The sequence below is a fragment of the Streptomyces sp. NPDC001450 genome (assembly GCF_053597295.1).
On record NZ_JBSFHY010000042.1, the window covers coordinates 42,379 to 62,772 of the forward strand.

Annotated in this window: 14 protein-coding genes; 8 read left to right on the plus strand and 6 right to left on the minus strand. The window is 67.4% G+C overall.

The window, feature by feature from the left end:
* The first annotated feature begins 21 nt into the window (after positions 1–21).
* The 4 genes from rplJ to ACWC5O_RS35695 all read left to right on the plus strand — a co-directional run bounded on the left by rplJ (position 22) and on the right by ACWC5O_RS35695 (position 9,104).
* Entirely contained in the window at positions 22–552 is a 531-nt protein-coding gene (rplJ, locus tag ACWC5O_RS35680; protein ID WP_389187559.1) for a 50S ribosomal protein L10, read from the plus strand.
* 116 nt (positions 553–668) lie between these two features.
* Entirely contained in the window at positions 669–1,052 is a 384-nt protein-coding gene (rplL, locus tag ACWC5O_RS35685; RefSeq protein ID WP_450585130.1) for a 50S ribosomal protein L7/L12, read from the plus strand.
* A 569-nt stretch (positions 1,053–1,621) separates the two neighbouring features.
* A complete protein-coding gene (gene rpoB, locus ACWC5O_RS35690; RefSeq protein ID WP_450585128.1) occupies positions 1,622–5,107 on the plus strand; it encodes a DNA-directed RNA polymerase subunit beta in 3,486 nt (1,161 codons plus the stop codon).
* A 97-nt stretch (positions 5,108–5,204) separates the two neighbouring features.
* Entirely contained in the window at positions 5,205–9,104 is a 3,900-nt protein-coding gene (locus ACWC5O_RS35695; protein WP_450585126.1) for a DNA-directed RNA polymerase subunit beta', read from the plus strand.
* A gap of 59 nt (positions 9,105–9,163) precedes the next feature.
* Here the strand turns inward: ACWC5O_RS35695 and ACWC5O_RS35700 are convergent, their stop codons facing one another.
* The 6 genes from ACWC5O_RS35700 to ACWC5O_RS35725 form a co-directional block, all read right to left on the minus strand.
* On the minus strand, positions 9,164–10,129 hold the full coding sequence (locus ACWC5O_RS35700) for a M48 family metalloprotease (protein ID WP_450585529.1): 966 nt from the start codon (positions 10,127–10,129) through the stop codon (positions 9,164–9,166).
* Between the two features lie 98 nt (positions 10,130–10,227).
* On the minus strand, positions 10,228–10,740 hold the full coding sequence (locus ACWC5O_RS35705; protein WP_450585124.1) for a Pycsar system effector family protein: 513 nt from the start codon (positions 10,738–10,740) through the stop codon (positions 10,228–10,230).
* The gene (locus ACWC5O_RS35710; protein ID WP_450585123.1) at positions 10,737–11,717 is read right to left on the minus strand and encodes a hypothetical protein; all 981 of its coding nucleotides are present in this window, start codon (positions 11,715–11,717) and stop codon (positions 10,737–10,739) included. Before ACWC5O_RS35710 ends, ACWC5O_RS35705 begins: the two co-directional genes overlap by 4 nt.
* A 42-nt stretch (positions 11,718–11,759) precedes the next feature.
* A complete protein-coding gene (locus ACWC5O_RS35715) occupies positions 11,760–13,877 on the minus strand; it encodes a hypothetical protein (protein WP_450585121.1) in 2,118 nt (705 codons plus the stop codon).
* A complete protein-coding gene (locus ACWC5O_RS35720; RefSeq protein WP_450585119.1) occupies positions 13,874–14,632 on the minus strand; it encodes a hypothetical protein in 759 nt (252 codons plus the stop codon). The genes ACWC5O_RS35715 and ACWC5O_RS35720 overlap by 4 nt, the downstream gene beginning before the upstream one ends.
* Positions 14,633–14,754: 122 nt before the next feature.
* A complete protein-coding gene (locus tag ACWC5O_RS35725) occupies positions 14,755–15,471 on the minus strand; it encodes a Crp/Fnr family transcriptional regulator (RefSeq protein WP_450585117.1) in 717 nt (238 codons plus the stop codon).
* Positions 15,472–15,894: 423 nt separating this feature from the next.
* On the opposite strand from ACWC5O_RS35725, the gene rpsL reads away from it, so the two are divergent.
* From rpsL to tuf, 4 genes are all read left to right on the plus strand, one after another.
* Positions 15,895–16,266 carry a 30S ribosomal protein S12 gene (gene rpsL, locus ACWC5O_RS35730; protein ID WP_003948652.1) on the plus strand — a complete coding sequence of 124 codons (372 nt, stop codon included), beginning with the start codon at positions 15,895–15,897 and terminating at the stop codon, positions 16,264–16,266.
* A 2-nt stretch (positions 16,267–16,268) separates the two neighbouring features.
* Entirely contained in the window at positions 16,269–16,739 is a 471-nt protein-coding gene (rpsG, locus tag ACWC5O_RS35735; protein ID WP_003992340.1) for a 30S ribosomal protein S7, read from the plus strand.
* Positions 16,740–16,778: 39 nt separating this feature from the next.
* A complete protein-coding gene (fusA, locus tag ACWC5O_RS35740; protein ID WP_145886679.1) occupies positions 16,779–18,905 on the plus strand; it encodes an elongation factor G in 2,127 nt (708 codons plus the stop codon).
* Positions 18,906–19,060: 155 nt separating this feature from the next.
* Entirely contained in the window at positions 19,061–20,254 is a 1,194-nt protein-coding gene (tuf, locus tag ACWC5O_RS35745; RefSeq protein ID WP_020941664.1) for an elongation factor Tu, read from the plus strand.
* The last annotated feature ends 140 nt before the right edge of the window (positions 20,255–20,394 follow it).

The window sequence follows — 20,394 nt, forward strand, 5'->3', positions numbered from 1 at the left end:
CCGGAAGGAGGCCGAGGCTCTATGGCGAGGCCCGACAAGGCTGCCGCGGTTGCCGAGCTGACGGACAAGTTCCGCAGCTCCAACGCCGCCGTGCTGACCGAGTACCGCGGTCTCACCGTGGCGCAGCTCAAGACGCTGCGCCGGTCGCTCGGTGAGAACGCCCAGTACGCCGTGGTGAAGAACACGCTGACCAAGATTGCGGCCAACGAGGCCGGGATCACGCTGGACGACCAGCTCTTCGCTGGTCCGACGGCCGTCGCCTTCGTCACCGGTGACCCGGTGGAGTCGGCGAAGGGTCTCCGTGACTTCGCCAAGGACAACCCGAATCTCATCATCAAGGGCGGTGTCCTTGAGGGTAAGGCGCTGTCCGCCGATGAGATCAAGAAGCTTGCGGACCTCGAGTCCCGCGAGGTTCTGCTCTCCAAGCTGGCGGGTGCCTTCAAGGGCAAGCAGTCGCAGGCTGCTCAGCTCTTCCAGGCGCTTCCCTCGAAGCTCGTCCGCACCGTGGACGCTCTTCGTGCCAAGCAGGACGAGCAGGGCGGTGCCGAGTAACTCGGCTCGCTTTCTGACCCTGGCCGTCTAGGCGGCACGGGTCGCAGCGGGCCGACGTACGCCCGCCTCACCCAGTACATCCGGCACCTGCCGAATCAGTGGAAGGATCGCCCATCATGGCGAAGCTCAGCCAGGAAGACCTGCTCGCCCAGTTCGAGGAGATGACCCTCATCGAGCTCTCCGAGTTCGTGAAGGCCTTCGAGGAGAAGTTCGACGTCACCGCCGCCGCCGCGGTCGCCGTCGCGGGCCCGACCGGTCCGGCCGCCGCCGCCCCGGTCGAGGAGGAGAAGGACGAGTTCGACGTCATCCTCACCGGCGCCGGCGACAAGAAGATCCAGGTCATCAAGGTCGTGCGTGAGCTGACCTCGCTGGGTCTGAAGGAGGCCAAGGACCTCGTCGACGGTGCCCCGAAGCCCGTCCTCGAGAAGGTCGCCAAGGACGCCGCCGAGAAGGCTGCCGAGTCCCTCAAGGGCGCCGGCGCCTCCGTCGAGGTCAAGTAAGACCTCTCGGAGTCTCCGCGACTCTCTCCGCGCGCTGAGTACGGCCTCCTAGGGCTGTAACGCGAACGCACCGAAGAGCGATCATCCATCCGGGTGGTCGCTCTTCGGCGTATCCGGAGGTCCGGCCTCGGTTGCCTTGTACCCCTGGTGGCGAGGGGTATGGTGATCATCGTCGTGTCTCCGGACGGTCCCGTTTGGGCTGAGGGGCCTTGACGAACCGCACGCAGCGCGCAATTCTCAGGACGCGTCGTCACAAGGATCCGAATCCGAGGCATGGATCGACGACGAAGAGGGCAGTATCAACCTGCGTTGAGGGCAGCAGGCCAAGGGCGTTGACAAGGGTGTTGAGAACAACGAGGGTCTCGAAAAACCCGCACTGGACATCAGTGTGCCAAGTGGCTACACTGACCCTTTGCGCTGCCTGTTAGCTGTCCCCTGCCCGTCACCAGGGGTCTGCCCTCACTCCAGCATCGATGACCGAAGCTCCCCTGACCTGGGGTTTCTGTCTCTGTGTACGGAGAGGGACCGGCACGCGCGTAGTGAGTCCGAGCCCTCGGAAGGACCCCCTCTTGGCCGCCTCGCGCAACGCCTCGACCGCGAATACGAACAACGGCGCCAGCACCGCCCCGCTGCGCATCTCCTTTGCAAAGATCAAGGAGCCTCTTGAGGTTCCGAACCTGCTCGCGCTGCAGACCGAGAGCTTCGACTGGCTGCTCGGCAACACCGCCTGGCAGAGTCGGGTCGAGGAGGCTCTTGAGAACGGTCAGGACGTCCCCACCAAGTCCGGTCTGGAGGAGATCTTCGAGGAGATCTCCCCGATCGAGGACTTCTCCGGGTCGATGTCCCTGACGTTCCGGGACCACCGCTTCGAGCCGCCGAAGAACTCCATCGACGAGTGCAAGGAGCGCGACTTCACGTACGCCGCCCCGCTCTTCGTCACCGCCGAGTTCACCAACAACGAGACCGGCGAGATCAAGTCCCAGACCGTCTTCATGGGCGACTTCCCGCTCATGACGAACAAGGGCACTTTCGTCATCAACGGCACCGAGCGTGTCGTGGTGTCCCAGCTGGTCCGTTCCCCCGGTGTCTACTTCGACTCCAGCATCGACAAGACGTCCGACAAGGACATCTTCTCCGCCAAGATCATCCCGTCCCGGGGTGCCTGGCTGGAGATGGAGATCGACAAGCGCGACATGGTCGGTGTCCGTATCGACCGCAAGCGCAAGCAGTCGGTCACCGTGCTGCTCAAGGCGCTCGGCTGGACGACCGAGCAGATCCTCGAGGAGTTCGGCGACTACGAGTCGATGCGCGCCACCCTGGAGAAGGACCACACCCAGGGCCAGGACGACGCGCTGCTCGACATCTACCGCAAGCTGCGTCCGGGCGAGCCCCCCACGCGTGAGGCCGCGCAGACGCTGCTCGAGAACCTCTACTTCAACCCGAAGCGCTACGACCTCGCCAAGGTCGGCCGCTACAAGGTCAACAAGAAGCTGGGTGCGGACGCTCCGCTCGACGCGGGCATCCTGACCGTCGAGGACATCATCTCGACGATCAAGTACCTGGTGCAGCTGCACGCCGGCGAGACCGAGACCACCGGTGACAACGGCGACACGATCGTTGTCGAGACGGACGACATCGACCACTTCGGCAACCGTCGTCTGCGCAGCGTCGGCGAGCTGATCCAGAACCAGGTCCGTACGGGTCTCGCCCGTATGGAGCGTGTCGTGCGCGAGCGCATGACCACTCAGGACGTCGAGGCGATCACGCCGCAGACCCTGATCAACATCCGGCCGGTCGTCGCCTCCATCAAGGAGTTCTTCGGCACCAGCCAGCTGTCCCAGTTCATGGACCAGAACAACCCGCTGTCGGGTCTCACCCACAAGCGCCGTCTGTCGGCTCTTGGTCCGGGTGGTCTCTCCCGTGAGCGGGCCGGCTTCGAGGTCCGTGACGTGCACCCGTCGCACTACGGCCGCATGTGCCCGATCGAGACCCCTGAAGGACCGAACATCGGTCTGATCGGCTCGCTCGCCTCCTACGGCCGGGTCAACGCGTTCGGTTTCGTCGAGACCCCGTACCGCAAGGTGAACGACGGCCAGGTCACCGACGAGGTCGACTACCTGACCGCCGACGAGGAGGACCGCTTCGTCATCGCGCAGGCCAACGCCACGCTGAACGACGAACTCCGGTTCGCCGAGGCGCGTGTCCTGGTCCGCCGCCGTGGCGGTGAGGTCGACTACGTCAGCCCCGAGGACGTCGACTACATGGACGTCTCGCCGCGCCAGATGGTGTCGGTCGCGACCGCCATGATCCCCTTCCTCGAGCACGACGACGCCAACCGTGCCCTCATGGGCGCGAACATGATGCGTCAGGCCGTGCCGCTGATTAAGTCCGAGTCCCCGCTCGTCGGCACCGGCATGGAGTACCGCTCCGCCGTCGACGCCGGCGACGTGGTCAAGGCCGAGAAGGCGGGTGTGGTCCAGGAGGTCTCCGCGGACTACATCACCACGGCCAACGACGACGGCACGTACATCACGTACCGCCTGGCCAAGTTCGCCCGCTCCAACCAGGGCACCTCGGTCAACCAGAAGGTCATCGTCAACGAGGGCGACCGGATCATCGAGGGCCAGGTCCTCGCCGACGGTCCGGCCACCCAGAACGGCGAGATGGCCCTGGGCAAGAACCTGCTCGTGGCGTTCATGCCGTGGGAGGGTCACAACTACGAGGACGCGATCATCCTGTCGCAGCGCCTCGTGCAGGACGACGTCCTCTCCTCGATCCACATCGAGGAGCACGAGGTCGACGCCCGTGACACCAAGCTCGGCCCCGAGGAGATCACCCGGGACATCCCGAACGTCTCCGAGGAGGTCCTCGCCGACCTCGACGAGCGCGGCATCATCCGCATCGGCGCCGAGGTCATCGCCGGCGACATCCTCGTCGGCAAGGTCACCCCGAAGGGTGAGACGGAGCTGACCCCCGAGGAGCGCCTGCTGCGCGCGATCTTCGGTGAGAAGGCCCGTGAGGTCCGTGACACCTCGCTGAAGGTGCCGCACGGTGAGACCGGCAAGGTCATCGGCGTGCGCGTCTTCGACCGCGAGGAGGGCGACGAGCTGCCGCCGGGCGTGAACCAGCTGGTCCGCGTCTACGTCGCGCAGAAGCGCAAGATCACCGACGGTGACAAGCTCGCCGGCCGTCACGGCAACAAGGGTGTCATCTCGAAGATCCTGCCCATCGAGGACATGCCGTTCCTCGAGGACGGAACTCCGGTCGACATCATCCTCAACCCGCTTGGTGTCCCGTCCCGAATGAACCCGGGACAGGTCCTGGAGATCCACCTCGGCTGGCTCGCCAGCCGCGGCTGGGACGTCTCCGGCCTCGCGGACGAGTGGGCGCAGCGCCTGCAGGCCATCGGCGCCGACCAGGTCGCCCCCGGCACCAACGTCGCCACCCCGGTGTTCGACGGTGCCCGTGAGGACGAGCTGGCGGGTCTGCTGCAGCACACCATCCCGAACCGCGACGGCGAGCGCATGGTGCTCCCGACCGGTAAGGCGCGGCTGTTCGACGGCCGTAGCGGTGAGCCGTTCCCGGACCCGATCTCGGTCGGCTACATGTACATCCTGAAGCTGCACCACCTGGTCGACGACAAGCTGCACGCCCGCTCGACCGGTCCGTACTCGATGATCACCCAGCAGCCGCTGGGTGGTAAGGCGCAGTTCGGTGGCCAGCGCTTCGGTGAGATGGAGGTGTGGGCCCTCGAGGCCTACGGCGCCGCGTACGCGCTCCAGGAGCTGCTGACCATCAAGTCCGACGACGTCACCGGCCGCGTGAAGGTCTACGAGGCCATCGTCAAGGGCGAGAACATCCCCGAGCCCGGCATCCCCGAGTCCTTCAAGGTGCTCATCAAGGAGATGCAGTCGCTCTGCCTGAACGTGGAGGTGCTGTCCAGCGACGGTATGTCCATCGAGATGCGTGACACCGACGAGGACGTCTTCCGCGCTGCGGAGGAGCTCGGTATCGACCTGTCCCGGCGCGAGCCGAGCAGCGTCGAAGAGGTCTGACGGGAGTCCGGCGGGGCCCTCACCCACAGGGCCCCGCCGACCCCCAGGCCCCCGTTTCAGACCAAAGACTTTCGACCCTGAGAGGGATTGACGCATAGTGCTCGACGTCAACTTCTTCGACGAGCTCCGGATCGGCCTGGCCACCGCTGACGACATCCGTCAGTGGAGCCACGGTGAGGTCAAGAAGCCCGAGACCATCAACTACCGCACCCTGAAGCCCGAAAAGGACGGACTCTTCTGCGAGAAGATCTTCGGTCCGACCCGGGACTGGGAGTGCTACTGCGGCAAGTACAAGCGTGTCCGCTTCAAGGGCATCATCTGCGAGCGCTGTGGCGTCGAGGTCACGCGCGCCAAGGTGCGCCGTGAGCGGATGGGCCACATCGAGCTGGCCGCGCCCGTCACGCACATCTGGTACTTCAAGGGTGTTCCTTCGCGCCTCGGCTACCTGCTGGACCTGGCGCCCAAGGACCTCGAGAAGGTCATCTACTTCGCGGCGTACATGATCACGTACGTCGACGAGGAGCGCCGTACCCGCGACCTGCCTTCCCTGGAGGCGCACGTCTCGGTCGAGCGCCAGCAGATCGAGAACCGTCGCGACGCCGACCTGGAGGCCCGCGCCAAGAAGCTCGAGGCCGACCTGGGCGAGCTGGAGGCCGAGGGTGCCAAGGCCGACGTGCGCCGCAAGGTGCGCGAGGGTGCCGAGCGCGAGATGAAGCAGCTGCGCGACCGTGCGCAGCGCGAGATCGACCGCCTCGACGAGGTGTGGAACCGGTTCAAGAACCTCAAGGTCCAGGACCTCGAGGGCGACGAGCTGCTCTACCGCGAGCTGCGTGACCGCTTCGGCACGTACTTCGACGGCTCGATGGGTGCCGCGGCGCTGCAGAAGCGCCTGGAGTCCTTCGACCTCGACGAGGAGGCCGAGAAGCTCCGCGAGATCATCCGCACCGGCAAGGGCCAGAAGAAGACCCGCGCCCTCAAGCGGCTGAAGGTCGTCTCCGCGTTCCTGCAGACGTCCAACAGCCCCAAGGGCATGGTCCTGGACTGCGTCCCGGTCATCCCGCCGGACCTGCGTCCGATGGTGCAGCTGGACGGTGGCCGCTTCGCGACCTCCGACCTGAACGACCTGTACCGCCGTGTCATCAACCGCAACAACCGCCTGAAGCGCCTTCTCGACCTCGGTGCGCCCGAGATCATCGTGAACAACGAGAAGCGCATGCTCCAGGAGGCCGTCGACGCGCTGTTCGACAACGGCCGTCGTGGCCGCCCGGTCACGGGCCCCGGCAACCGTCCGCTGAAGTCCCTCAGCGACATGCTGAAGGGTAAGCAGGGTCGATTCCGTCAGAACCTGCTCGGTAAGCGAGTCGACTACTCGGCGCGTTCCGTCATCGTCGTCGGCCCGCAGCTGAAGCTGCACCAGTGTGGTCTGCCCAAGGCCATGGCGCTGGAGCTCTTCAAGCCGTTCGTGATGAAGCGCCTGGTCGACCTGAACCACGCGCAGAACATCAAGAGCGCCAAGCGCATGGTGGAGCGCGGCCGCACCGTCGTGTACGACGTCCTCGAAGAGGTCATCGCCGAGCACCCGGTGCTGCTGAACCGTGCTCCCACCCTGCACCGCCTCGGCATCCAGGCCTTCGAGCCGCAGCTGGTCGAGGGCAAGGCCATCCAGATCCACCCGCTCGTCTGCACCGCGTTCAACGCGGACTTCGACGGTGACCAGATGGCCGTGCACCTGCCGCTGTCCGCGGAGGCGCAGGCCGAGGCCCGCATCCTGATGCTGTCCTCGAACAACATCCTCAAGCCGGCCGACGGCCGTCCGGTGACGATGCCGACCCAGGACATGGTCCTCGGTCTGTTCTTCCTCACCACCGACGGCGAGCTGCGTGACACCAAGGGCGAGGGCCGGTCCTTCGGCTCCACGGCCGAGGCGATCATGGCGTTCGACGCCGGTGAGCTCGCGCTCCAGTCCGCGGTCGACATCCGCTTCCCGGTGGGCACCATCCCGCCGCGCGGCTGGACCCCGCCGGCGCGCGAGGAGGGCGAGCCCGAGTGGCAGCAGGGTGACACCTTCCGCCTGCGGACGACCCTGGGCCGTGCGCTCTTCAACGAGCTGCTGCCCGAGGACTACCCGTTCGTCGACTACTCGGTGGGCAAGAAGCAGCTCTCCGAGATCGTCAACGACCTCGCCGAGCGCTACCCCAAGGTCATCGTGGCGGCGACGCTCGACAACCTGAAGGCGGCCGGCTTCTACTGGGCGACCCGTTCCGGTGTCACCGTGGCCATCTCCGACGTCGTCGTTCCCGAGGCGAAGAAGGAGATCGTCCGCGGCTACGAGGCGCAGGACGAGAAGGTCCAGAAGCAGTACGAGCGCGGTCTGATCACCAAGGAAGAGCGCACTCAGGAGCTCATCGCGATCTGGACCAAGGCGACCAACGAGGTCGCCGAGGCGATGAACGAGAACTTCCCCAAGACGAACCCCATCTTCATGATGGTTGACTCGGGTGCCCGAGGAAACATGATGCAGATGCGGCAGATCGCCGGTATGCGTGGTCTGGTGTCGAACGCGAAGAACGAGACCATCCCGCGTCCGATCAAGGCGTCCTTCCGTGAGGGCCTCTCCGTGCTGGAGTACTTCATCTCCACGCACGGTGCCCGTAAGGGTCTGGCGGACACCGCCCTGCGTACCGCCGACTCGGGTTACCTGACCCGTCGTCTGGTGGACGTCTCGCAGGACGTCATCATCCGCGAGGAGGACTGCGGCACCGAGCGTGGTCTCAAGCTCCGGATCGCGGACCGCGGCGCGGACGGCGCGCTGCGCAAGACGGACAACGTCGAGACGTCCGTGTACGCGCGCTGCCTCGCCGAGGACATCGTGGTCGACGGCCAGGTGCTGGCCCCGGCCGGCACCGACCTGGGCGACGTCCTCATCGAGGAGCTCGTCGGCCGTGGCGTCGAGGAGGTCAAGACCCGCTCGGTCCTGACCTGCGAGTCCGCCGTCGGTACCTGCGCGATGTGCTACGGCCGTTCGCTCGCCACCGGCAAGCTGGTCGACATCGGTGAGGCGGTCGGCATCATCGCCGCCCAGTCCATCGGTGAGCCCGGTACCCAGCTGACGATGCGTACCTTCCACACCGGTGGTGTGGCCGGTGACGACATCACCCAGGGTCTGCCCCGTGTCGTCGAGCTCTTCGAGGCCCGTACCCCGAAGGGTGTCGCCCCGATCTCCGAGGCCAACGGCCGCATCCGGATCGAGGAGACCGAGAAGACCAAGAAGATCGTCGTCACCCCGGACGACGGCAGCGACGAGACGGCGTTCCCGATCTCGAAGCGTGCCAAGGTCCTGGTCCGCGAGGGCGACCACGTCGAGGTGGGCCAGCAGCTCACCGTGGGTGCCACCAACCCGCACGACGTGCTGCGCATCCTGGGTCAGCGTGCCGTCCAGGTCCACCTGGTCGGCGAGGTCCAGAAGGTGTACAACTCGCAGGGTGTGTCGATCCACGACAAGCACATCGAGATCATCATCCGGCAGATGCTGCGCCGCGTGACGATCATCGAGTCCGGCGACGCCGAGCTGCTGCCCGGCGAGCTGGTCGAGCGCTCGAAGTTCGAGACCGAGAACCGTCGTGTGGTCCAGGAGGGCGGTCACCCGGCCTCCGGTCGTCCGCAGCTGATGGGTATCACCAAGGCCTCGCTGGCGACGGAGTCCTGGCTGTCGGCCGCCTCCTTCCAGGAGACGACCCGAGTCCTGACGGACGCGGCGATCAACGCCAAGTCCGACAGCCTCATCGGCCTCAAGGAGAACGTCATCATCGGTAAGCTCATCCCGGCCGGTACGGGTCTGTCCCGCTACCGCAACATCCGGGTCGAGCCGACCGAGGAGGCCAAGGCCGCGATGTACTCGGCCGTCGGCTACGACGACATCGACTACTCGCCGTTCGGCACCGGCTCCGGCCAGGCCGTTCCGCTGGAGGACTACGACTACGGTCCGTACAACCAGTAAGCGAGCAGCTTGAACTGAAGGGCGGTCACTCCGTTACGGGGTGGCCGCCCTTCGGCGTGTCAGCGCCTGCGCTGCTGGTGGGCCTGGAGGTGATGCAGGCGGGTGTGGACGTCGGGATGGGACTCCAGCAAGCGTGCGGTCCCCGATTTCTTGCCGGACCGGCTTCCGAGGACCGCGCGATCGGCGTGCTTGGTGTCCTCCCGGTCGTGGTCTGCGCTGAGCACCGCCATGAGCTGGGGTGCGAATCCCAGACCCGCCGCATGCTCGTCGGCCCGCAGTTCCGAGCGGCGGGAGACAGCCGCCGCCAGATACGGCGTGACCAGGGGCAGGAATATGAGCCCGTACGTCGCGGTGGCCAACGCGATCACGGCGGTCCCGAGCAGTGCCACCACGAGAATCGTCGCTCCTGTCGACAGGCGGTCGACCCGTGTGGCCAGCCGCAGCAGCAGACGCCAGGCGAGCCGGCCGGGCAGCGCGTACCAGAAGGCCAGCAGCGTCGCCCACGCATGTCCCCGTGTGTGATGGCCAAGTTCGTGGGCGAGCACGCCGGCGAGCCGGGACGGCGGGAGCGCCCTGAGCGAGTGGCTGGTCACGCCGACGATGTGCCCGGCTGTCGCCATGGCATTGATCCCGGGGCTGTCCTCCACCCACAGCTGATAGACGTCGCCGTCCACCCCGGCGCGGGCGGTGACCTCACGCCAGACGGCTTGCAGCGTCAGGGCCTCCTGGGGCGTCGGGTAGCGCAGACCGAACAGCCATCGCGCCATGAGGCGCTCGCAGGGCCGGTGGAAGACCAGGACGCCGCTGAGTGCCCAGCCGCCGAGCGGGAGCCACCAGGGCGGACCCCCCAGGGCCTCGACGGCGTACGAGACCACGAAGACCACAGCCGCACTGGCGAGGACATGGGGCAGGTGCAGGGCCAGGCCGATGAAGGCCGTGATGTCGGCGCCTCGCTGACGGGCGGCGATGTGGACACGGCCGGTACGGAACAGGGACTCGGCCTTCGCATCGGGCGCGGAGGCCATGCCGGACCCGCCGGATGGGGCGGGCACGGAGTCCTCTGCCTCGTGGGGAACGATCACGGCGCTTCCTCCGAAGATCTACGGGCACGGGGACAGGCGGTTCAGGCGATGAGCAGTGAGCCGGGCAGGAGGAGTGCAGCACCGGCGAAGGCGATGACGCCGGTGCGGATCCACAGGTGCTTGCGCGCCGCGATACGGCTGGCCTCGGTGACCGCGAGGAGCAGCGCCCCGACGGGATCCCGGCCGGTCTCCGTCAGTGCCGCGGCCAACTCTCCTGCCCGTGCGGCTCGTTGGATGTCTCCGAAGTAGGTGAGAGGACGGCCGGGCTCCCAGCGGCTGTTGCCGTAGCGGGGAGCGACCGCGAGGAGCAGCGCGAACAGCGCGACGACCAGGCTGACCGCCCCCGTCCACCACAGCAGGCCGGCCGCCGACGGCGGTGCGCGGTGCAGGCGGCTGGCCGACGGTACGGCGAGCACACCGCTGGACAGCCCGAGCACTCCGACGAGGACGGCGGCCTTGGCGTCCGCGCGTGTGATCTCGGCCCGCAGGTCGGCCAGCAGCCGGGCGCCCGCCTGCGCCTGCGGGCTGTCCCAGGCCGAGCGTGCCAGTGTCATGTGTCGGACCCTTCGTCCTTGACCAGGGGCAGCTCCGGCCGCTCCGCCGGTGCCGGCGACGGCGCGGAGGCGTGCTCGGAGGGAGGGCCGGCCCGCAGGATGGCTGTCATCCGGTCGGCGATGAGGTGATTGGGACCCTCCAGCAGGTATCCCTCCAGCCGCTTGTCGGCCACCGCCTGGTCGATCAGATGCAGCTGGTTCTGGAGCAGCTCCGCCTGCTGTTTGCTCAGATGGGCCAGCACCCCTTGGGTGTCGTCGGGGTGAGCGGCCAGGTGCAGGGCCAGAGCGGCGACGTCGCCCCGGGCCAGGTGGGCCTCGTAGAACCTGATCCTCTCGGCCCTGAGCGCGGCCTCGTGCTGCCCGCGGCGCAGGGCTGCCCTGTGCTCCGGCACCGCGGCCTCTTCCTCGTGCCGGGCGGTGCGCAGCCGGTCCTGGTGGGACCGTTCGACGGCATCACGCCGGAGCCGTACGGCACAGGCGACGTCCAGCCCCTTGTCACCGCCCATCCGTGCGGAGCCGTGCACCGCTTGCTGCACGGCCGCCTCGGCCTCGGCGCTCGCCTCGATGTGGTGCCCCCGGGAAGCGCGCCGCATCTCCGGCAGGAGTTCACGGGCCAGCAGGCCGGGCACGTCACGTTCCTGGCTCCTGACGAACCGCTCCGGGTCGGCCACCCTCCAGGTGACATCCACGGCGGCCTCGAACTCGAAGCTGTCGACGCGGCTGGGCAGCGGAGCCGTCAGGCGGAAGGCGTGAGGAGCCGTGTCGACCTCGTACAGGACGGCGTAGCGCCGCACGGTCCTGGGCCGCTCGGGCGGCGGAAAGGTCTCGTACGACCCGTTCCTGGTGACACAGACCAGCGCGTGGTCGAGGCGTCCCGTGTACCTCATTCCGCTCAGCCGGAAGCGCGGGAGTCGCCAGACGGTACGGACCGGATCTTCGTCGTCTTCGCCGTAGGACAGCGAAAGGTCGTCTTGCAAGGTCAGTCTCCTTGAACTTCGCGGCGCCGCTGCCTGTGTCGATCAGCGGCGCGAGAGGCGATCCAGCAATCGCCCTGCCGCGGGTGAAAGGGTTGTCGGGGAGTCGCGGAGTGTGCGCAGGAGGTGGCCGACGCGGCGGTCGTTGGGTGACGTGGTGGTGATGGCCGGCAGGAGGGAGACGAGAGCCGATTCGGTCTCCGGATCGCCGTCCGCCCGGCGCACCCAGCCGCGGAGGGTACGCAGGGCTTCCGTGCCGCACGCGCGGTCGGCCAGCAGCTGCTCCCAGAAGGCGGCCAGTTGCCGGGCGGTGGTCATGTCGTCGGCGGCCACGGCCTGGGCGTACCAGTGCAGGATCACGGGGCGGTCATCGGGCTCTTCCTTCTGCCCGCAGGCCTGCAGGAAAGCGCGGACCGCATACGCGCGGACCGTGCGGTCGCCGGAGAGGCGCTCGGCGAGCGCGCTCAGCACAGGTTCCCGCACCGCGAGCAGCAGTAGTTCGAAGGCGTCCGTGAACTGTCGCCCGCCTTCCGTGGGTTCACCGTCGTCGCCGGTCGGGTCGGGGTCCTGCCGGACGGCCTCCAGCAGCGCGTCCAGGGTTTCCTCGTGCACCACCGGCCCGAGCAGGCCGTAGGCGCGGATGGCCGTCCAGCGGCGGCTCTCGGCCTTGCCGGTGCACCAGTCACGCAGGACGGGCAGGACGGTCGGGACGCGCAGCAGGTGGGCCATGGTGAGGGCGTTGGCCGCGGTGAGCCAGGAGTTGGGGTCGCGGCCGTCCGCCCACGGTTCGATGAGGTGGGCCATGGCGGACGAGAAGTCGGCCTTGGTGAGCAGGGCGGTGGCCGAGGCCGCCCGGGTGCGCACGAGGGGACGGCCGTCCTCGGCGAGTTTGTCGATCCACTTGACGAGGGCCGTCCGGGCGGAGGGATGGAGGTTCCACACCGCCTCCAGCAGTACCTGGGCCGTCTTCTCGTCCCGGAATTCGGCGAAGAACCGGCCGACGAGGGATCCCCATTCGGTGACCTCCGTGTCGTGGTAACCGTCGGCGTGGGCCAGCCGAAGCCGGTCCTCGCGGGAGCTGCCGAACACCGGGATGACCGGCGACCGGCGGGGATCGGCGGTGTACTGCAGCCGTGTGTAGAGCACGTCGGCGAGTTCGGCGGACACCGCGTACGGTGCCTTGTCGAAGACGGCGAGTGAGATCAGGAACGCCTTGTCCCGCAGCTCGCGCTGGTCGTCGGTGAGCCAGCGGGTGACCTGCGCTTCAATGGCCTGCTCGCTGTAGGCGGCCAGCTCCTGTTCATCGCTCTCACCGCGGTGCACGGCGACGAGCCGCCGGGTGAACTCCGCTATCGCGGCCGGCTGGTGCTGCCGGGTCAGGAACTCCTTCACCGGGGCGCGACCGCACAGCTCCTGCCACCCTGCCTCCCCGACGTGGGGCGTGACGTGGGCGTGGAGCATCTCCTCGGTGGATGGCGGCTCCCACCGTACGAACGGAACGTCGTCCAGCGCCGCTGACGGCTCGACGGTGATGACCAGGTGGCCGCCGGAGCGCTCCAGCCGCTCGCGCAGGCCGAGCATGTGGGACTCGCGCAGCGGGTTGCTCCGGTCGGTGGCGAAGTTCAGCAGAAGATAGCCGTCGGCGCTGTCCAGCTGGTCGAGCAGTGCGGACGGCGAGCGGGGCTGGACGAGGCTGCGTACGGTCCCGCCGGCCGCTCGGTGCAGCAGCATCAGCGCGGCGGAACGGCGGCCCGTGTCCCGCCCGCCGGACAGGACGACGACCTTGTCCGTGCGGAGCCGGGCGAGCGCCTCGTCGAAGCTCGCGCAGCCGCGGAAGACGTCCGCCAGGTCCGTGAGCTCCTCCGGGCGGATCACACCGGAGACGTGCTCCGGGCGCTCGGTGGGCCCACCGACGTAGTAGTTCACGTCACCGTGGACCGTGCCGCCGCTGACACCGAACTGGTCGCGGCCGATCCGGCTGGTGGAGGTGGGCCGGTCCAGCGTCATGACGAAGGACGGGCCGTGCTGGATCAGCGCCTGCCGCGCCGCCCAGGCCTCCTGGCGCTGCCGCTCCTGACCTTCGCTCTCCTCCTCCTTCCGCTCGCCGTCCTCCGGGGGCCGCTCGTCGGCCGGTGCGTCCGCGCCGGTCTCCTCCTGGCTCATCGGCGCTCCCCGCGGCCGGGCAGGTCGAAGCGGACCCCGCCGTGCACGATGCCGCCGGTGACGCCGTACTGGTCTCCGCTGATGCTGGTGTGGCTGCTGGACGCGGTACCGGCGGCCGGGCCGCTGGGCGCGCCGGCCGCGTCCGGGCTCGTGGGCGGGACGTCCGGGGTGGCCGGCGCGGCGGGGGCCGGAGTGCCGTGCAGCCAGGCCACCGTCGGCCCCTCCTTCGTGGCGATGGTGGTGCGGTGGAAGTCGTCAGGACGGACGCCCACCGGACCGTGCCGGACCACTCCCTGGTAGACGCTGTCCGACACGCACAGCACACAGTCGTCCTCGCGCTGCCGCAGGGCGTCGCGCACGGAGTCGGCATCCAGGAGGCGCACCGCGTGGTTGAGGTCCGAGCCGACCCAGCCGTCCAGTTCGTCGACGGCGACGTATCCGGACGAGAGGACGATGCGCAGCCGCATCCGGGCGCTGTGGGCGAGCAGGCGGTTCTTGCTGTGCAGTCGGGCCGGCGTCTCGGCCAGAAGGGTCTTCACCAAGGTGGGGACGGAGACCTGGGCGTCGATGAGTTCCATGACGGAGTCGCCGCGGTCCGCGCGCAGCGTGGCTGTCTCGTCCACCCCGGCGGCCATCAGGGTGGCGTCGACGACGTCGTAGAGGATCCGGCGCAGAAAGGCCTGCTCCACGTCGTCGCGGGCGCCGAACCGCTCGATGTCGAAGAGCAGGATGGTCCGGTACACGGGATCGGTCATGTCTGCCTCTCTCGCTCGTGGCGTTCACCAGCACGATGGCGGTACGAGGCGGTGCGGCGGAGCGGCGGATGACCTGGAAGAACTGTGACCGTGTGCACAGACAGCACACGGCGGGATGTGCCTCAGGCCGATCCCTCGCCGACGATGCGCCGTAATACGTCAGGGCGCAGCACGACGATGCGACGGCGCCGGGTGACGACGACCTCGCGCGCCCGCAGCTCCTTGAGCAGCCGGGCCACCGCCTCCCTCGACGAGCCGACCGAGCCCGCGAACTCGTGCTGACTCAGCCCAATGCTGAGTTCGATTCCCTCTTCGGTTCGGTTGCCGTGCGTGCGGACCAGTTCGAGCAGGAGGACGGCGAGCCGCTCGCGGACGGTGAGGGCGGCCCATTGCAGCCGGCGGCGGTCGGTGCTCCGTTGCCTGTCGGTGGTCAGGCTCAGCAGTTGCAGCGCGACGCGGGGGTTCTCCGACAGGAAGGAGGTGAAACTGCCCTGGTCGATCACGATCGCCTCGACGGGCTCGAGGGCTGTCACGGTCGCGGCTCGGTCGCGGCCGCTCAGTGCCGCGCCCTCGCCGAGGAGGTCACCCGGCCCACGCAGGGCGAGCAGGGCCTCATAGCCGTTGGCCGCGGTGGCCGTGACCTTCGTCCAGCCGTTCAGGACGAGGAGCACGTGGGAGGAGGGCTCGGCCTGGTGCATGAGGACTGCGCGGGCCTGGTAGCGAAGCGGTCGGCCGGCGCCGAGCAGGGCGACCCGGTCCTGTTTCTCGAGCCGGGCCAGGAAGGGCACGGCGTCGTCGAAACCGTCGTCGTCCCACGCGCGCGTTCGCCCCCCGACCATCCCGCCCCCCGGTGCTCACATGAGCCGCTTCATCGACGCAACCAGCCAACGTACTTGAAGTGGCCATGAGAGAAACCCGCGACAACCGGCCGCGTGGCCGAACAGGCACCGCTCACCAGCTCGGATCGTGGATTCGAAGATCACGTAGCGTACAGCGGCTTGACATGGTTCGCACCGCGAGGCCGCCGGGTCTCATTTGTTTTGACCACAGCGAATGAGGTAGGTACGCTCAGACCTTGTGCCTGGGGTGTGCCCTGGCTCTCGTGCGTGCCTTCAACCGCATGGCGAGCGGACACCGGCCACCGTAATCTGCGCCCTTTTCGCCTTGCGGCAAAGGTCCGCGAGATTCGACACACCCGACCGCGTGGGTCGGCGACGTTCCAGGTTAGCTGTACCTATCGGCACACAGAAACCGGAGAAGTAGTGCCTACGATCCAGCAGCTGGTCCGCAAGGGCCGGCAGGACAAGGTCGAGAAGAACAAGACGCCCGCACTTGAGGGTTCCCCTCAGCGTCGTGGCGTCTGCACGCGTGTGTTCACGACCACCCCGAAGAAGCCGAACTCGGCCCTGCGTAAGGTCGCGCGTGTGCGTCTGACCAGCGGGATCGAGGTCACCGCTTACATTCCGGGTGAGGGACACAACCTGCAGGAGCACTCCATCGTGCTCGTGCGCGGCGGCCGTGTGAAGGACCTGCCGGGTGTTCGCTACAAGATCATCCGTGGTTCGCTCGACACCCAGGGTGTCAAGAACCGCAAGCAGGCCCGCAGCCGCTACGGCGCCAAGAAGGAGAAGTAAGAATGCCTCGTAAGGGCCCCGCCCCGAAGCGCCCGGTCATCATCGACCCGGTCTACGGTTCTCCTCTGGTGACCTCCCTGATCAACAAGGTGCTGCTGAACGGCAAGCGCTCCACCGCCGAGCGCATCGTCTACGGCGCCATGGAGGGTCTGCGTGAGAAGACGGGCAACGACCCGATCATCACGCTGAAGCGCGCGCTGGAGAACATCAAGCCGACCCTCGAGGTCAAGTCCCGCCGTGTCGGTGGTGCGACGTACCAGGTTCCGATCGAGGTCAAGCCCGGTCGCGCCAACACCCTCGCGCTGCGCTGGCTCGTCGGTTACTCCCGCGCCCGTCGCGAGAAGACCATGACCGAGCGTCTGCTCAACGAGCTCCTCGACGCCTCCAACGGCCTCGGTGCCGCTGTGAAGAAGCGCGAGGACACGCACAAGATGGCCGAGTCCAACAAGGCCTTCGCGCACTACCGCTGGTAGTCGCTACCCACATCGAGACCGAGAGAAGACTGAAGCCTTATGGCTACCACTTCACTTGACCTGGCCAAGGTCCGCAACATCGGGATCATGGCCCACATCGACGCGGGCAAGACGACCACCACCGAGCGGATCCTGTTCTACACCGGTGTGTCTTACAAGATCGGTGAGGTCCACGACGGCGCTGCCACCATGGACTGGATGGAGCAGGAGCAGGAGCGTGGCATCACGATCACCTCTGCTGCCACCACCTGCCACTGGCCGCTGGAAGACGTCGACCACACCATCAACATCATCGACACGCCGGGCCACGTCGACTTCACCGTCGAGGTGGAGCGTTCCCTGCGCGTGCTCGACGGTGCCGTGACGGTGTTCGACGGCGTCGCCGGCGTTGAGCCGCAGTCCGAGACCGTGTGGCGTCAGGCGGACCGTTACGGCGTTCCGCGCATCTGCTTCGTCAACAAGCTCGACCGGACCGGTGCCGAGTTCCACCGCTGCGTCGACATGATCTCTGACCGCCTGGGCGCTCAGCCGATCGTGATGCAGCTCCCGATCGGTGCCGAGGCCGACTTCAAGGGCGTCGTCGACCTGGTGACGATGAAGGCCCTGGTCTGGTCCGCCGAGGCCACCAAGGGCGAGATGTACGACGTCGTCGACATCCCGGACACGCACACCGAGGCTGCCGAGGAGTACCGCGGCAAGCTGCTCGAGGCCGTGGCCGAGAACGACGAAGAGATCATGGAGCTGTACCTGGAGGGCGCCGAGCCGTCCGTGGAGCAGCTGTACGCCGCGATCCGTCGTATCACCATCGCGTCCGGCAAGTCCAAGGACACCACGGTCACCCCGGTGTTCTGCGGTACCGCGTTCAAGAACAAGGGTGTTCAGCCCCTGCTCGACGCGGTCGTGCGCTACCTCCCCTCCCCCCTGGACGTCGAGGCCATCGAGGGCCACGACGTCAAGGACCCGGAGACGGTCGTCAAGCGCAAGCCGTCCGACGACGAGCCGCTGTCGGCGCTGGCGTTCAAGATCATGAGCGACCCGCACCTCGGCAAGCTCACCTTCGTCCGGGTCTACTCGGGCCGCCTGGAGTCCGGCACCGCCGTGCTGAACTCCGTCAAGGGCAAGAAGGAGCGCATCGGCAAGATCTACCGCATGCACGCGAACAAGCGTGAGGAGATCGAGTCGGTGGGCGCCGGCGACATCATCGCCGTCATGGGTCTGAAGCAGACCACGACCGGTGAGACGCTGTGCGACGACAAGGCCCCGGTCATCCTGGAGTCCATGGACTTCCCGGCGCCGGTCATCCAGGTCGCCATCGAGCCCAAGTCGAAGGGCGACCAGGAGAAGCTGGGCGTCGCGATCCAGCGCCTGGCCGAGGAGGACCCGTCCTTCCAGGTCCACTCGGACGAGGAGACCGGCCAGACCATCATCGGTGGTATGGGCGAGCTGCACCTCGAGGTGCTGGTCGACCGTATGCGCCGTGAGTTCAAGGTCGAGGCCAACGTCGGCAAGCCGCAGGTGGCGTACCGCGAGACGATCCGCAAGGCCGTCGAGCGCGTCGACTACACGCACAAGAAGCAGACTGGTGGCACCGGCCAGTTCGCCAAGGTGCAGATCGCGATCGAGCCCATCGAGGGCGGCGACGCCTCGTACGAGTTCGTGAACAAGGTGACCGGTGGCCGTATCCCGAAGGAGTACATCCCTTCGGTGGACGCCGGTGCTCAGGAGGCCATGCAGTTCGGCATCCTCGCGGGCTACGAGATGACCGGCGTGCGCGTCACGCTGATCGACGGTGGCTACCACGAGGTCGACTCCTCCGAGCTCGCCTTCAAGATCGCCGGTTCGCAGGCCTTCAAGGAGGCCGCGCGCAAGGCCAGCCCCGTGCTGCTCGAGCCGATGATGGCCGTCGAGGTCACCACGCCCGAGGACTACATGGGTGAGGTCATCGGCGACATCAACTCCCGCCGTGGCCAGATCCAGGCCATGGAGGAGCGGGCCGGTGCCCGCGTCGTGAAGGGCCTCGTGCCCCTCTCGGAGATGTTCGGTTACGTCGGCGACCTGCGCAGCAAGACGTCCGGCCGTGCGAGCTACTCCATGCAGTTCGACTCCTACGCCGAGGTTCCGCGGAACGTCGCCGAGGAGATCATCGCGAAGGCCAAGGGCGAGTAACGCACCGCGTTCACACGCTTTAGGCTTGACTCCGGAGCCTCAAGGGGCAAACACCCGCATTCCTGGATGTTTGCCCCGGGTTCCGGGCTTTCCAGCAAAGATCACCTGGCGCCGATGAAGTAAGGCGTACAGAACCACTCCACAGGAGGACCCCAGTGGCGAAGGCGAAGTTCGAGCGGACTAAGCCGCACGTCAACATCGGCACCATCGGTCACATCGACCACGGTAAGACGACCCTCACGGCCGCCATTACCAAGGTGCTGCACGACGCGTTCCCGGACCTGAACGAGGCCTCGGCGTTCGACCAGATCGACAAGGCTCCTGAGGAGCGCCAGCGCGGTATCACCATCTCCATCGCGCACGTCGAGTACCAGACGGAGACCCGTCACTACGCCCACGTCGACTGCCCCGGTCACGCGGACTACATCAAGAACATGATCACCGGTGCTGCCCAGATGGACGGCGCCATCCTCGTGGTCGCCGCCACCGACGGCCCGATGCCGCAGACCAAGGAGCACGTGCTCCTGGCCCGCCAGGTCGGCGTTCCGTACATCGTCGTCGCCCTGAACAAGGCCGACATGGTGGACGACGAGGAGATCCTGGAGCTCGTCGAGCTCGAGGTCCGTGAGCTCCTCTCCGAGTACGAGTTCCCGGGCGACGACCTGCCGGTCGTCCGCGTCTCCGCGCTCAAGGCCCTCGAGGGCGACAAGGAGTGGGGCCAGTCCGTCCTCAACCTGATGCAGGCTGTGGACGAGAACATCCCCGAGCCCGAGCGTGACGTCGACAAGCCGTTCCTGATGCCGATCGAGGACGTCTTCACGATCACCGGTCGTGGCACCGTCGTCACCGGTCGTATCGAGCGTGGTGTCCTCAAGGTCAACGAGACCGTCGACATCATCGGCATCAAGACCGAGAAGACCACCACCACGGTCACCGGCATCGAGATGTTCCGCAAGCTGCTCGACGAGGGCCAGGCCGGTGAGAACGTCGGTCTGCTGCTCCGTGGCATCAAGCGCGAGGACGTCGAGCGCGGCCAGGTCATCATCAAGCCGGGCTCGGTCACCCCGCACACCGAGTTCGAGGCGCAGGCCTACATCCTCTCCAAGGACGAGGGTGGCCGCCACACGCCGTTCTTCAACAACTACCGTCCGCAGTTCTACTTCCGTACGACGGACGTGACCGGCGTCGTGACCCTCCCCGAGGGCACCGAGATGGTCATGCCGGGTGACAACACCGAGATGAAGGTGGAGCTCATCCAGCCCGTCGCCATGGAAGAGGGCCTGAAGTTCGCCATCCGTGAGGGTGGCCGGACCGTGGGCGCCGGCCAGGTCACCAAGATCAACAAGTGATCTTGAGCTGATCCGGCCCGGGTCTTCGACCTGGTAGCTGTCGGAGGGGCCCGTACGACTTCGGTCGTACGGGCCCTTCTGCTGTTCGAAACTATTCGACGCCGAGGACCCGTTCCGTACGCGTACCGCCCCCCTCCAGT

Bases quoted from the DNA above. Each gene is read 5' to 3' on its own strand.
- rplJ (WP_389187559.1), top strand. From the start codon at position 22: ATGGCGAGGCCCGACAAGGCTGCCGCGGTTGCCGAGCTGACGGACAAG.
- rplL (WP_450585130.1), top strand. From the start codon at position 669: ATGGCGAAGCTCAGCCAGGAAGACCTGCTCGCCCAGTTCGAGGAGATG.
- ACWC5O_RS35700 (WP_450585529.1), bottom strand. From the start codon at position 10,129: ATGGCCTCCGCGCCCGATGCGAAGGCCGAGTCCCTGTTCCGTACCGGC.
- ACWC5O_RS35705 (WP_450585124.1), bottom strand. From the start codon at position 10,740: ATGACACTGGCACGCTCGGCCTGGGACAGCCCGCAGGCGCAGGCGGGC.
- ACWC5O_RS35715 (WP_450585121.1), bottom strand. From the start codon at position 13,877: ATGAGCCAGGAGGAGACCGGCGCGGACGCACCGGCCGACGAGCGGCCC.
- ACWC5O_RS35720 (WP_450585119.1), bottom strand. From the start codon at position 14,632: ATGACCGATCCCGTGTACCGGACCATCCTGCTCTTCGACATCGAGCGG.
- ACWC5O_RS35725 (WP_450585117.1), bottom strand. From the start codon at position 15,471: ATGGTCGGGGGGCGAACGCGCGCGTGGGACGACGACGGTTTCGACGAC.
- rpsG (WP_003992340.1), top strand. From the start codon at position 16,269: ATGCCTCGTAAGGGCCCCGCCCCGAAGCGCCCGGTCATCATCGACCCG.
- fusA (WP_145886679.1), top strand. From the start codon at position 16,779: ATGGCTACCACTTCACTTGACCTGGCCAAGGTCCGCAACATCGGGATC.